Genomic DNA, 13,324 nt, shown 5'->3' with positions numbered 1-13,324 from the left:
CCCACCCCCCGGCGCAGGCCCGATACTCGGCGCAGGCCCGCTGCCCGGCGCAGGCCCGCTGCCCCGGCCGGAGCAGGATCCGCAGTGGCCGCCGGCCGCGCCCGGGGAGGCCGCACCGCCGCGTCGACCCACCGCTGCCCTCGCCGTCCTCGCAGGCGCGGCCGCCATCGGCCTGGTCCTGGTCGCTCTGGTCGTGATGCTGATCGTCCACAGCGGCTCCGACGGCGATACCGGCACGGGCGCCGGAGCCCGTCCGGGCACCCCGTTCGGCGCAACCGCCGGCTCCGCGTCGGTATCGGGGGCGGCAGCTGTCGGCGGCGCCCAGCACACCGGGACGGACCCGTCGTCGAGCCCGACCACACCCGCCGGCACACCCGCCGGCACACCCGCCGGCACGGCTGTACCTGCGGGCTATGTCGGCACCTGGCGCGGTCAGATCACCACCCCCTCGAACCTGACGCAGAACGCCGTCATCACGGTGCAGGCAGGGTCGACCGGGCAGGCCGTGGCACATTCCGACGTCACCGTCGACGGGCTGGCCATCAGCTGCACCGGCGACCTACGGCTGGTCAGCGTCTCAGGCGGCCTGACGCTGCAGGACATCCCCGGCACGGGCAACGATCCGAAGATTCTGGGCATGTCCGCGTGCTCCCACGGCGGCCAGGTGTCTCTGCTCCTACAGCCCGACGGCACGGTTCGCTTCACCTCGAACGGCCCCGGCACCGGCAATCCGAGCGGCACGCTGACCCGCGACCGGTGACGGGCGGTTGCCCCGACGGCCGCGGGCAACGGCCGCGGCACCCGCGTCTGGTTTCTCAGCCAGGATGATCGCCGTTGACGTTCTATCTCTACATATGTAATTTAAGGCGCATGGCAGGTTTGTCCCGCGTGACGCCGGCGACGCTCGACGTCCTCGAGGTGCTTCTCGAGGACGAGGTCGAGCCGTACGGCCTGGCGATCGCCAAGAAGGCCGGGCTGGCGACCGGCAGCGTGTTCCCGATCCTGGCCCGCCTGGAACGCATCGAATGGGCGAGCTCCTCCTGGGAGGAGTCCGACCGTCCGGGCCCCCGCCGCCGGCTGTACCGGTTCACCCCCGAGGGGATGGCCGGCGCCCGCGCACTGCTCGCCGAGCGCAGGCCGCGCCGCGGTTACGGGCAGGGCCACGGCACGTTCACCGCGCCCGAGGGCGCGTGGTGAACGTGCCGACGATGCCGACGGCAGGTGCGGCAGTCGCCGGCGGTGCTCGCGTCACCGCCTCGCCGCGACGGGCCGCTGCCCGCGTCGGCCTCGGCGTCGTCATCGGGACGTATCTCGGCGACGCCCTGTCCGCGTTCTTCCCCGGCAGCCCTGACTACCTGGTGGTCGCCGCCGGCTCGCTGCTCGGCCTGCTGCTTGGTCTGCTGGCGCTCCGTCGCCGCGCACTCGCGCCGGCGTTGCTGGGCCTGGCGGCCGGCGCGGTCGCGAGCCTGGTCGCCAATCCCGTTGTCCCCGTCGCGGTCGCCCGCACCGTCTACCTCGACTCGGAGACCGTCGGCTTCGGCTTCGGCCACCTGCCGGTCGTGACCCTGGTCTGCGCCGCCGTGCTCGGGTCGGCCCTCGGCCACCTCGCCGAGCGCCGTCCCCGGTTCGCGAAACCCGTATCGGGCCTGGCGCTGGGCGCTCTGGCCGGACAGTTCGCCAGCCTTGCCGCGAAGACTGGGGACGGTCGCTTCGTCGCCGACAGCGCCAGGCCGGGTTTCGACCTGCTCGACGGTGCCGGGCACGGCGACGTACTCGTCTCCGGTTACGGGTTTGCTCACGGCTACGCCTCGGCCGTGTTCGTGACGGGTGGCGCGGTGCTGGGGTTGCTCCTCGGCCTGGTGGCCGAGCGTCACCATGGGCTCGCGCGCCCGGCGCTGGGGCTGGGGCTGGGTACGCTCCTCGGCGGCCTCGGCGTCGCCGCGGGCCGGAGCATGTACGCCGTGTTTCCCGGCCCGATCAGCTACGACAGCGCGGGATACCCCGACTCCGTCGGGAGGTTCGCCGGCGTGGGCTATCTCGATGACCTCCACCACGGGCTGGCCGTCGTCGCGGGTGGCGCGACGCTTGGCCTGCTGCACGGCCTGCTCGCCACGCGCTGGCACCGGCTTGCGACACCGGTGCTGGGAGCAGCGGCCGGTGGGGTGATCGGTCATGTCGCCGGTGCCTGGTTGCGGCGCATGTACAGCACCCCCTTCGACTGGCCCGACTCGCTCACCTTGTCGGGAGGGAACGAGCCCGTCGGCACCGCCACGTCGCTCGTGTTCAGCCACGGCAACGGCCAGTTCGTCGCCATGCTGGTCGGCGTTGCGCTGGGCGCTGTGCTCGGCGGCGTCGCCAGCCTGCTCGCCGAGCGTCGCATTCGGCTCCTCAGGCCCCTGGCGGGGCTGGCGCTGGGCATCTCGACCGTGTCCACGATCAGCACCGGCTACTACAACTTCGTCATGCTTGGCAGCGCGCCCTCATATCCAGGCGACGTTCCTGGAACCAGGATTGCTGTCCTTATCCTGGCCTGCGCGGTCGTCGTCGGGCTGGGCGCCGGCGTGTTCGCCAGTTGGTGTCCCCGGTTCGTCAGACCGGCGCTGGGCCTGGTGTTCGGTGCCCTCGTCGGCCAAACGGCGGCCGGCGTGGCGGCGGACACGTACCTGTTCGCCGTCGACTACACCTACAACCACCCGTCCGACAGTCGCTGGGCGAGGGTTGTGGGTTTACTGGCCGGTGCCGCGGTGGGGCTGGTACTCGGAGCGCTCGCCAACCGCCAAAACCGCCTCGCGAGCCCTCTGCTGGGGCTGGCTCTCGGTAACCTCGCGGGTTCTGCCGTCGGCTCTGACTACGCCGGCCGCTTCCTTGTGGAGAACTGGCACACACCGCATGCCATGGCCGTCTACGTCTGCATCGCCATGGTCGCCGGTGCCGTGTTCGGCCTGCTGGCGGGTCTCGTTACCACGCAATGGCCGCGCCAGGGGCGGCGCGCGCTGGGGGTGCTCGCGGGAATCTTCGCGGGGGTGTCGGTCCCGGCGATTCTGTTCGGCATCTCCCCGGCTGTCCTGCTCGTCCTCAGTGCAACGGCCGGAGCGGTCGTGGCCGCCGGCGGACTGGGACCGTCGTACACCCCGTCAGCGGGGAGCACCGCGCTCCGCTCGTCGTTGCCGGCGCGGCAGGTGGTCGGCCTGCTGCGCCTGCTGCGGCCGGGGACGTTCGCGCACGGCCTGGTCGGGCTGGCGGCCGCGGTCGCGGCGGCCGACGGGCAGCGGGAACGATACGCGGAGGAGTTCGACGCGACGCTCCTGGCGGTTGACGGTCGGCTGCGTCGTACCAGAAGGTTGTCATGCGCGCTGACGATCCTGGTGGGCGCTGCGCTGCTACGGGCCGAGCTCGCCGGGGAGAAGGCCGAACGTCGGTCCTGAGCACCCGCGCGACACGGCACAGCGAACGGGCCGCCGTCATCGAGGACGCGGCGGCGCCGGCAGCGTCCGGGCCGCGTGTTCCTGCGCGTCGAGGAGCTCGTCGCCATGCTTACGCGTCCAGTCGCCGAGCGCCTTCATCGGGCCGTCGACCAGGCTGTGCCCCAGCCGGGTCAGCGCGTACTCGACCCGGGGAGGGGCTTGCGCGAAGGAGTGGCGCTCCACCAGCCCGTGGGCGCACAGTCGACGCAGGGCCTCGGTGAGGACCTTGTCGCTCAGGCCGCCGATTGCTGCCCGCAGCTCGCGGCGCCGCCGAGGGCCGGGACGAAGTGCCATCAGGACGACCGGATCCCAGGTGTGGGCGAACAGGTCGGTCGCCGCCCGCAGGCGGCAGTCCGCTACCAGCTCCACGCAGGAATCAGTGAGCTCGCTCATCCTCGCCATCGTCGCAGGTTCTCCACGTACCGATCGGTACGTAACGCGATCTCTACCGTGGCTGTGGAGCTGTCGGCGTCATGAGGAGGAATCAATGCGGATCGGGATCCTGGGCACCGGAGCCCTGGCCGAGGCGCTGGGCACGGGTTGGGCCCGAGCCGGGCACGAGGTGGTGGTCGGCGGTCGGTCGCGCGCGAAGGCGCAGGCACTCGCCGGCCGTCTGGGCGCCGGCGCGCGGACGGCCGACCCGCGCGAGGTGGTCGCCGGGCGGGACGCGGTGCTGCTCGCGGTGCTGTGGAGCGGCATTGCGGACGTGCTACGCGACGTGGACGCCGCCGCCGGCGCCCTGGCCGGCACCACCCTGATCGATCCGACCAACGCCGTGGAGCACGGCGTCGGCGCGCTGCTCACCGGGGCCGGGACGTCCGCCGCGAGCCAGATCGCCGCGTGGGCTCCCGGCGCTCATGTGGTGAAGGCGTTCCACCTGTTCCCCGCGGAACAGTGGACGGCGCCGCCGACGGGCGACACTGCCGGCACGGCACCGGCGACGGTGGTGATCTGTGGCGACGACGCCGGCGCGCTGCGGATCACCGGCGAGCTCGTCCGCGACGTCGGTGGGACGCCGGCCGTGCTGGGCCCGTTGGCCCGCGCCCGTCAGCTCGAGGAGGCCGCGGGATTCGTCATCGGCCTGGCCTTCGCGGGCGTCGATCCCAGCTCCGCCATCCCCCAGGTCCCGACCCCGGCCCCGCCGTCACCGTCACCGGAGGCGGGTCGGCGTCGATAAATCGATTCACGTACGCGGACGCGAGTTCGACAATGGCCTGGTGACTCGGACCTTCACAGTGCGGCCTGCGACGGTGGCGGATGCGGTGGCTCTCGGCGAGTTGAACACCAGCGTTCAGGAATTGCACGCCCGCGTGCGGCCAACCGATTTCCACGCGCCTGACGCAGCCGCCGCAGCTTCCTACTTCCGGGATCGGCTGACTGCGGTGACCGTGTTGGTGCTCCTTGCCGAGGCGGATGGCCAGCCGCTCGGCTACCTGTACGCCGAGGAGCAACGCCTGGAGGCAGACGCCTTCCGGCAGTCGGCCAACGTCCTTCACGTCCACCACCTCTGCACTCACCCCGATAGGCGGAGATCCGGCATCGGCCGCGCCCTGATGACCACGGCGGAACAGCACGCAGCCAGCCGAGCTTTGGATACTCTGCTGCTCAGCACGGGAAGTTTCAACATTGACGCACAGAGGTTCTTCGGGGCACTCGGTTACGAGCCGTACAGCATCCGGCTCATACGACGTCTCTGAGCTTCCGTGCGCTTCGCAACGTCGATGGGAATCCGCCTGGCCCGCAGCCACGACGGCCTCCCGATCGGCCTGCTGCCGGGGGCGTCAGTGGGGTCCCGGAAAGGCTTGGAGGACCGCGACGTCCAGTCGTACCTGCCACATCAGCGGGGCACGCCGCCGAGCGGGGCGCGGCGGGCGACGATCGTGCGATGACTGATGCGCCAGGTACTGCCGTCACGGACGATCAGGTCGTCGTAGAGCACGCTGCCGGCAGTGCCATCGGCCATGATCCCGATGCCCTTCGACCGGGCCCGGACCCGGCCGTCGGCCTGTTCGGTGAGTACGACGTTGGTGATGTGGTGACCGACGGGGTTCGCCTCGCCCAGGGCGAGTGCCGCGGCTCGGATGGCCGCCACCCCGGTCAGCGTCCCCTGCCCGAAGTCGACGAGATCGTAGGTCGCGTCGGCAGTGAACAGCTCCGCCAGCCGGTCGAGTTTCCCGGCGTCGATGAGATGACCGTACTCGTGAATGAGGTCGGTGACGGCAGTCCGGTCGTCCACGGTCAACGTCATCGGCTGGTCCTCCGCGTCTTCGCGTCCACCACGCAACTGGGGAGTTCCCCACTTGACCGCTAACGATAATGGGAGCCTCCCCCGGTCCGCAAGCCCCGGTGCCCAAACCCTGAACCACAAGCCCTGAACCGCGAGCCCCGAACCGCAGGCCCTGAACCGCGAGGCCTGGACCGCAAGGAGTCGTTGTGACGCAAGACCTGCCGCCGCGCGTCTCGGGAACGCGCACGGCCGGGCGACGGCTGCGGTCGGACGCGGCGCGCAACGTCGAGTTGCTGGTGACGGCGGCGCGGGCGTTGTTCGACGAGCGCGGCACCGAGGTACCCCTCGACGAGATCGCCCGCCGCGCCGGCGTCGGCAACGCCACCCTGTACCGCAACTTCCCGACCAGGGGCGACCTGCTCGTCGCCGTCTACTCCGAGGAGGTCGACGCCCTGTGCGGACACGGCGCCGCCCTGCTCGAGACGTCCCCCGCCGGTGAGGCCCTGTTCGCCTGGCTGGACCTGTTCGTCGTGCACGCCGCGACCAGGCGCGCGCTCGCCCTGGCCGCGATCTCGCAGGGGCCCGACGGGCAGCGCGGGGATCTGGCGGAAGGCTGGCACGCGTCGATGCGCTCGACGATGGCAACCCTGCTGGCCCCGGCGCAGGAAGCCGGCGCGGTGCGCCCGGACCTCACCGCCGCCGACCTGCTGGCCCTCACCAATGCCACCGCCCTGGCCAGCACCGACCCCGCCGACGCCGTCCGGCTGATGCGCGTCCTGCGCGGCGGCGTCGAACCTCGGCCGGACCTCCGGCCCTGAGCCTGCGCAGCCTCATCTGGCCGTCGGCAGTAGACCGCAGCAGGGCTCCGTCCACTGCGGTATGGCCGCGTCGCTGGGGCGGAATCGACCCACGGACGACGGCCGGGCTCATCCGGCCAGGCCGCCGAGGGCCTGGAGGGTGCGATCACGCTCGGCAGGAGTCGTGATCCCGGTGGGGTTGGCGATGAAGCGGGTGGCACCGGCGTCGGCGAGGCGGCGAAGCTGCGCTTCGAGGTGACGCTCGTCGCCGATGATCGCAACCTCGGCGGGGTTGACGACGCCCTCCTGATCGAACATCGCCTGGTAGGAGGGGAGGTCGGCGTAGCAGGCGAGATGGGCGGCGGCGCGGCGGCGGGCCTGCTCGGGATGGTCGGTGACACAGACCGGCAGGCTCACCACGACCTGCGGCGCCGCGGCACCGCCGCCGGCTGCGGCGGCGGTGATGGCGGGCACGATGTGGCTGCCGACTGTCCGGAGGCCGGCCATCCAGGTCACCGTTCCGTCGGCAAGTTCGCCGGCGACGCGCAGCATCGCCGTGCCGAGCGCGGCGACAAGGACGACGGGCGGGGTGCTCCCGGCGACGTGACCGGAGAAGCCGCTGGTGTCGGCAGTGATCATGTCACCCTCGAAGACGACCGTGCCGTCGCGCAGCAGCGGCTGCAGGGCGCGTAGGTACTCACGCATGTAGGTTGCGGGGCCGTCGAGATCGATCCCGAAGCGCCGCGCGACCGGCCGCCGGTGCAGCACGCCGAGGCCGAGGGTGAGCCGACCGCCGCTGGCCGCTTGGACGGTCTGCGCCTGGCTGGACATGGTGATCGGATGCCGGCTGTGGGTGACGGTGACGGCGGTGCCGAGCCCGATCCCGGGCACATGGACGGCCAGCGCGGCGAGGGCGGTGAGCGCGTCCAGGTCGTACTGCTGGCCCATCCAGACCGAGCCGACGCCGGCCGCCGCGGCGTCTCTGACCTGGCCTACCAGCACGTCGATGGCGTTCGACGCCTCGGGTCCGGGCGGTGCGAGGGCGAGCCCGATCGGGATCATGCCACCCACGCTAACCACGTCACCCCGAACTATCGAAACCACTTGAGTGGAATCCGGCGCCGGTACCGAGCACACGCCTGCCGCGAACGGCCGGATCTCGAGGGCGAGGATGCCACCGCCCCCTGCTCGACCGCACGGACGGGCGATCCACGGCACGGCGGAAGGACCCTTCCCACGTACACACTCGGACCGTTGATCCGCCCTGTCCCGGCCTGGACCCGCTTGATGACCGAAAGGCGACACCTGTGATACTTGGGTATCACCGTCCTGAAGGGGTCCCGAGGTGGCCGAGCAGCAGTGGGATTTCTCTATTTCGTATGCGGCCGCCGACAGGGTCTGGGCGGCGTGGATCGCCTGGGAGCTGGAAAACGCCGGCTACAGCGTACTGTTCCCGGAGTGGGATTTCGTCCCTGGCTCGCACTGGACGAATCAGATGCGCGACGGAATCGAAAGATCCACTCGGATGCTCGCCATACTTTCCGGGCAATATCTCTCGTCTGTATACGGCACGACGGAATGGCAGTCCGTGTACCGGGCCGACCCGCAGGGTTTCAGGCGCCGCCTGGTGCCAGTCCGGATCGAGGACTGCGGCCGTCCCGACGTGCTGGGCGGGATCGTGTCGTTCGACTTGTTCGGATGCTCACGGGAGGAGGCCAGCGATCGCCTGCGGACGCAGATCACGGCTGTGGTGGGCGGTCGCGCCAAGCCACTGACCCAGCCCGCGTTCCCCACCGACAGATCGCTCGACTCGCGGATTTCCGGTAATGCCGCCGGCGGCGCCTCCGCACCCTCTGACGGCATGTTCCCGCCCATGATGCAGCCCTCCGCGGAACCGCCAGAGTCTCCGTGGGCCCCTGCGACACCCGCCGCCGCGGGCACGGCCAGCCGCGCGGCGCCGAACCACGGTCGGACTCCCCAGCCCCCCAGCCCGTCGCCATTGCGATCCAGCGCACCCTCCGGCCTACAGATCGTCTCACCCGAATCGGCCGCCGGTGGTGGTCGGCATGTCGATCTCGTAGCCGACCGCCCGTCACACGGACCGTCCCACCGGGGCGAGAGGAGATCGGGCAGAGGTTCTCGCCGGTCGCGTCGCATGCCTCTGGTCATCGGCGCCGTGATCACTTCGGTCACCGTGGTCGCGCTGGTCATGCAGTCACCCAGGTCGCCATCAGGACCGTCGACTGCGCTTCCCGACCTGCCGACCGCGCCGGTTTCCACCAGGCCGACGGCAGCGGCTTCCGGCACACCAACGCCGATTCCACCCGACAAAAGGGACGAGAAACCGGTCGGCAAACCAGACGGAAAATCGAGAGAGTCCGCGACTCCCACACCCGCGGGAGGTGCCACCAGTACTCCCCCAAGCACTCCGTCCAGTACCCCTTCCGAGATTTTCGGAATCACGCAGAGACTCTATGGAAACTGGGACTGCAATTACCAGGAAGAACCCGGGAAGGGAGTAGGAGGACCATGCTTGGTCAGGGTCAGCTTCTCCACACGAGGCACCTTCGTCCTCGACTACGATGATCACTCGGAGATTGCAGGCGAATATCAGGTTCTAAGCAGATACGAGGAAGCCGGTCAAGACAGTCGAGCACAATATCTTATGCAGATCAGCGCTCCCGGCGAACAGAGATCACTGAAATTCTGGTTCGACAATGATCAACTCCGCCTCCTGGACAACAAGGGCGACGGAGAAGTTCTTTACCGTCTACAGCACGTTACATAAACGCCGCGGACGCCCGTCGATCAGGCGCTTCCCGCCTTCGCCGCGGCCTTCATCGCCTTCTTGTAGTCCCGGACCTTGCTGCGGGACTCGGGGCTGGTGATGTCAGCGACCGGCACAGCGACTGTACCCGCTTCGCCATCGAGCCCGGGAAACGATGCAACACCGGCTGCCGGGAGAAGATCGCACCCAGCTCGTCCGGATCGAACACCGCCAGCTCCCCCGGATCCAGCGGCCACCCCAACCGCTCCACCAACTCGGACGGCGCCGCGAACGCCCGCTCCAACGGGATCTGCTGATCCAGCACCATCCCGATCAGCAGCGCCAACGGGTCGTTCGTCAGCAGCTCGTCCGCCTCGTCGATCTGACTCAAGTGCAGTCCCACGGCTATCACGGTAGCCGGATCGGCTCCTCGACCCTCGCGGCGCCGGTCAGGCCAGCCGGCGAGCGGCCCAGGCGCGCCGCGGCCGAGAGGTCGGCCCCTCCCTGGTAGGGCACCGTGGCGCGTATCCGTGCACGGCCCAGAAAACATGGCCGACGTCAGAAGGCTTCGGAGGCCACGGCGTCGGCGTCGTCCCTGGCCCGGCGGGGTAGCAGGAACGTCAGGAGGAACACGGCGACCGCGATGCCGAGCCCGACCTGGAGGCAGCGCTCCAGAGCAATGACGTAGCCGTCGTCACGTGCGGCCCCGGTATGGCGGTCACGGGTTGCGAAGAAGACCGTGCCAAGGACCGCGACGCCGATGGCGGTCCCCAACTGCTGAAGGGCGTTGAGGACACCGGAGCCGGATCCCACTGACTCGCCGTCCAGATCGGCGAGGACGAAGTCGAAGAGAGGGGCGACGACCAAGCCCATCCCGACACCCCACAGCAGCAGCGGGCCGGCGAGCTGCCAGGTGGTGACCTGCGTCTGGGTCACGGCGAGCACGGCCAAGATCAGGACGAGCCCGACGGCCTGCAGCGCGGCGCCGAGGCCGAGGACGCCCCGCCCGAGCACTGGAGTAAGGCGGGCACCGCCGACGAGGGCACCGACCGACGAACCGAGCGCATAGGGCAGTGCGGTGAGTCCGGCATGAACCGCGGAGAAACCAAGTCCGAGCTGCAGAAACAGGGTAAGGGCGAGGCCCACGCCGAAGGTCCCGCCGAAGAAGACGAGCGTCACCACCACCCCGGCGGAGAAGGACTGGTGCCGGAATATCGACGGATCCAGCAGCGGTTCCCGGCGCATCCGCACACGCATCCGGATCCAGAGCGCGAGGACCCCGAGGAACACGAGTCCGCTGGCGAGCATGGCGTAGGTCCAGGCAGGCCAGCCTGCCTCCCGGCCCTGAATCAGGGGGTAAGTGATCAGCGCCGCCGCGCCGCCGACCAGCAGCGTTCCCACGAGGTCGAGACGCGGCGCCGAGGCCAGCCGGGCCGGCGGCAGGACCCGCGCGGCACCGACGGCGGCGACGATCCCGATCGGCAGGTTGATCAGGAAGACAAGACGCCAGCCCGTCCCGAACACATCCGCGTTGACGAGGACGCCGCCGAGTACGGGTCCCGCAACTGCGGCTAGACCTACCACCGGACCGAAGATCGAGAATGCCTTACCGAGATCGGCCGGCCGGAACGAGGCGAACAGAATACCGAATCCCTGCGGGATCAGTAGCGCTGCGGCGGCGCCCTGCAACAGCCTCCCCGCGATGAGCGTGGACGTGTCCGGTGCGCAGGCGCACAGCGCTGAGCACCCGATGAACCCCCACGCACCGATCAGGAACAGTCGCCGACGCCCGAAACGATCGCCGAGTCGGGCCCCGGCAATCAGGAACACCGCGAAGGTGAGCGAGTAGCCGCCAGTGATCCACTGCAGTGCGGGCGGGGGTGCGTGCAGGTCGCCGGCGATGCTCGGTGCCGCGACGTTGACGATCGTGCTGTCGAGCAGGTCCATGACCTCTGCGCACAGCACCAGTGCGAGGACCAGCCAGGCTCGTGGGTGGTTCTGGGCCTCGGAGGCGGGTGTGATCGACATTAGGGTTCCCTCCATATTCAAGGTTGAACATTCACCCTTGAATATGACCTTGTCAAGCGCAGCCGGACTGCTCCAGGCCGAGCTGGACGTGCGACCATGTGCCCTCATGAGTGCTGACGCGACCCGCCTGCTTGTCCTGGGCGCCACCCGCCAGGAGGGTTCAGCGACGGGTTATGCGATCATGCGAGAGCTGATCAGTTGGGGCGTCGAGGACTGGGCGAGCGTGAACCCCGGATCGATCTACGGCGCCCTGCGTGCCCTGGCGAAGGAGGGCCTCCTGGTCGAGGACTCCGAACCACCGGCCGCGGGCGGCCGATCCCGCCGGAACAGCAAGCGTTACCGACTCACTGACGAGGGCAGCTCGGCATTCACCGACCTGCTCCGCCGCGCGCTGTGGGAGGTCGACCCGTACCAGGGGACGCCCTTCCTCGCCGCCCTCTGCTTCCTTGTGGACCTGACCCGGGACGAGGTCCTCGCGGCCATCGAGGAGCGGATCACTCGGCTGGACAGCCTCCAGCGCCAGCTGAGCTTCGACGAGAAACAGACCGTGCTCGACACGGCCAAACGACCGCCGCACTCCGTGGAGTTCGTGCGGCTCGCGACCGCCCGCCTCGACGGCGAGCGCACCTTCACCGGCACACTACTGGACCGTATTCGCAACGGCGCTTACACCTTCGCCGGAGACGGTTAGCCCGGGGCTTTCACCGGGGTGATCGTCTGTTGGGGCGCCGGGAATAGGAAAGCGCTCCCGAGCTGGGAGGATTGGGCTTGCTGAGAGCCTGATCGATCCCGTTCCAAGGAGCACCTTCGCGGTGGACCTGGACGCCACCCTCGTCACGGCCCATTCGGAGAAGGAACAGGCGAAGCCGACGTTCAAGAAGGGCTTTCGGGTTCCACCCGCTGTTCGGGTTCGTCGACCACGGCGCCGACGGCACCGGCGAGCCCGCGGCGGTGTTGCTACGCAGGGGGAACGCCGGGTCGAATATCGACCGCGCCGACATCCCGACCGGCGCCACCACCCGTGGCCATGGCCACAGCCACGACGAGACCCGTGGCATCAGGGTCGCCACCGTCTCCCACATCGAGTTCGGCAGGCCGGGGCCGCGCTCGGCGCGGATATCGGCGAAAGCCCGGCGAGGCGTGACGGGCCTCGCCGGGCGGTGACGATGGCGCCAGGCGGTCAGACGATGGCTATTACGGTGCCAACGACGGCGCCGGCGGTTCGCAGTGCGCTGACGACACTGTTGACGGCGGCGGCGGCATCCCAGTTGACAGTCGCCCTCGACTGGGAGTGCCAACTGCGGGAGAGCGCGGGCCACGCGTCGCGGATCGCGTGCCTATAGCCGCTGCGATTCCAGTCGTCGTCGCGCGACCCGGACTCGAAGGTGCCGTGCAGACGACCGGTGTGGGAGAAGGTGAACGTGGTGCCGTTCGCGGCGGAGACTGCGACCACCACTTCGTCGTTGTAGCTGGGCGCTCCGGACACGTGTAGATGCCCTGAGTAGCGATAAGTACCGTCGCTGTTGAGCGTCAGTCGCATCCAGCCGCCGACCGGCGTTCCGCCTTTGAAGGTGATGCTGCGGTTGACCGGTGTGATCTGGCTTGACGCCGAGGCTGGTGAGGCCATGCCCAGCACCCCGGCCATCAGCACGGCGACGAGTACGGCCGCGAGATACAGGAATCGGGAACGACGCGTGCGCCGTCCTTCCGTCGAATCGCTTCGTGGGGTTATGGCGGCCATAATCCTGCCGCGCACAACGGTGGCCGGCAATGGCGGGCGCATCAGTTCGGCGCCAGTCGTCTTGGACATGGGATCCTTCCTGCCTGGTGCGAATCAACCGCAGATCGACTACGGCCTCGCCCATGGTGGGACTCGGCCCCGGCGTCCGGACCTGTCCAGCCTCGGTCCGGACAGGTCCGGACGGTTTTCCCGCCGAGCCGCAGGTCATCCGGCTAGACTTGGAGCCGTTTCGGGTGTCCGGGCCACCTCGGCGGACACCCCGGACATCCGGTCTGCGGTGGCGCGGGGGGCGTTTCGTAT

General features: G+C 69.8%; 13 protein-coding genes and 2 pseudogenes. 9 read left to right on the top strand and 6 right to left on the bottom strand.

The genetic code is table 11. The features are described from left to right. From NBZ83_RS02045 to NBZ83_RS02035, 3 genes and pseudogenes are all read left to right on the top strand, one after another. Positions 1-760 (top strand): annotated as a pseudogene (locus tag NBZ83_RS02045) (hypothetical protein); the annotation flags it as partial. A gap of 128 nt (positions 761-888) precedes the next feature. Further along, entirely contained in the window at positions 889-1,197 is a 309-nt protein-coding gene (locus NBZ83_RS02040; RefSeq protein ID WP_261564395.1) for a PadR family transcriptional regulator, read from the top strand. Positions 1,198-1,208: 11 nt separating this feature from the next. Continuing rightward, positions 1,209-3,425 (top strand): hypothetical protein, encoded by a 2,217-nt coding sequence (locus NBZ83_RS02035; RefSeq protein WP_261574214.1) that lies wholly within the window; start codon positions 1,209-1,211, stop codon positions 3,423-3,425. Between the two features lie 36 nt (positions 3,426-3,461). Here the strand turns inward: NBZ83_RS02035 and NBZ83_RS02030 are convergent, their stop codons facing one another. Then, the gene (locus NBZ83_RS02030) at positions 3,462-3,857 is read right to left on the bottom strand and encodes a winged helix-turn-helix transcriptional regulator (RefSeq protein WP_498041037.1); all 396 of its coding nucleotides are present in this window, start codon (positions 3,855-3,857) and stop codon (positions 3,462-3,464) included. 94 nt (positions 3,858-3,951) lie between these two features. Here NBZ83_RS02030 and NBZ83_RS02025 point away from each other — a divergent pair, with 94 nt between their 5' ends. After that, complete coding sequence (locus NBZ83_RS02025; RefSeq protein ID WP_261574213.1) at positions 3,952-4,641, top strand: NADPH-dependent F420 reductase; 690 nt, start codon at positions 3,952-3,954, stop codon at positions 4,639-4,641. Between the two features lie 40 nt (positions 4,642-4,681). Continuing rightward, positions 4,682-5,161: a GNAT family N-acetyltransferase gene (locus NBZ83_RS02020; protein ID WP_261574212.1), complete on the top strand. Its 480-nt coding sequence runs from the start codon at positions 4,682-4,684 to the stop codon at positions 5,159-5,161. A gap of 140 nt (positions 5,162-5,301) precedes the next feature. Here the strand turns inward: NBZ83_RS02020 and NBZ83_RS02015 are convergent, their stop codons facing one another. Beyond that, complete coding sequence (locus NBZ83_RS02015) at positions 5,302-5,712, bottom strand: nuclear transport factor 2 family protein (RefSeq protein ID WP_261564401.1); 411 nt, start codon at positions 5,710-5,712, stop codon at positions 5,302-5,304. A gap of 185 nt (positions 5,713-5,897) precedes the next feature. Between NBZ83_RS02015 and NBZ83_RS02010 the strand changes: the two genes are divergently transcribed. Continuing rightward, positions 5,898-6,509 (top strand): TetR/AcrR family transcriptional regulator, encoded by a 612-nt coding sequence (locus tag NBZ83_RS02010; RefSeq protein ID WP_261564402.1) that lies wholly within the window; start codon positions 5,898-5,900, stop codon positions 6,507-6,509. Positions 6,510-6,617: 108 nt separating this feature from the next. Here the strand turns inward: NBZ83_RS02010 and NBZ83_RS02005 are convergent, their stop codons facing one another. After that, positions 6,618-7,550 (bottom strand): LLM class F420-dependent oxidoreductase, encoded by a 933-nt coding sequence (locus NBZ83_RS02005; RefSeq protein ID WP_261564403.1) that lies wholly within the window; start codon positions 7,548-7,550, stop codon positions 6,618-6,620. Between the two features lie 283 nt (positions 7,551-7,833). Here NBZ83_RS02005 and NBZ83_RS02000 point away from each other — a divergent pair, with 283 nt between their 5' ends. After that, a complete protein-coding gene (locus NBZ83_RS02000; protein ID WP_261574211.1) occupies positions 7,834-9,276 on the top strand; it encodes a toll/interleukin-1 receptor domain-containing protein in 1,443 nt (480 codons plus the stop codon). Positions 9,277-9,325: 49 nt separating this feature from the next. Here NBZ83_RS02000 and NBZ83_RS01995 read toward each other — a convergent pair whose 3' ends face one another. Together NBZ83_RS01995 and NBZ83_RS01990 are read right to left on the bottom strand one after the other, a co-directional pair. After that, positions 9,326-9,658 carry an HhH-GDP family DNA glycosylase gene (locus NBZ83_RS01995; protein WP_261564406.1) on the bottom strand — a complete coding sequence of 111 codons (333 nt, stop codon included), beginning with the start codon at positions 9,656-9,658 and terminating at the stop codon, positions 9,326-9,328. 155 nt (positions 9,659-9,813) lie between these two features. After that, on the bottom strand, positions 9,814-11,283 hold the full coding sequence (locus NBZ83_RS01990) for an MFS transporter (RefSeq protein ID WP_261574210.1): 1,470 nt from the start codon (positions 11,281-11,283) through the stop codon (positions 9,814-9,816). 106 nt (positions 11,284-11,389) lie between these two features. On the opposite strand from NBZ83_RS01990, the gene NBZ83_RS01985 reads away from it, so the two are divergent. Then, entirely contained in the window at positions 11,390-11,974 is a 585-nt protein-coding gene (locus NBZ83_RS01985; RefSeq protein ID WP_261564409.1) for a PadR family transcriptional regulator, read from the top strand. A 121-nt stretch (positions 11,975-12,095) separates the two neighbouring features. Next, positions 12,096-12,267: pseudogene (locus tag NBZ83_RS01980) on the top strand (transposase); the annotation flags it as partial. Between the two features lie 196 nt (positions 12,268-12,463). Here the strand turns inward: NBZ83_RS01980 and NBZ83_RS01975 are convergent. Then, entirely contained in the window at positions 12,464-13,093 is a 630-nt protein-coding gene (locus NBZ83_RS01975) for a hypothetical protein (protein WP_261564410.1), read from the bottom strand. Positions 13,094-13,324: the final 231 nt, after the last annotated feature.

The organism is Frankia gtarii (assembly GCF_025403375.1).
Taxonomy (GTDB): domain Bacteria; phylum Actinomycetota; class Actinomycetes; order Frankiales; family Frankiaceae; genus Frankia; species Frankia gtarii.
This window is presented reverse-complemented; position numbering and strand designations above follow the sequence as displayed.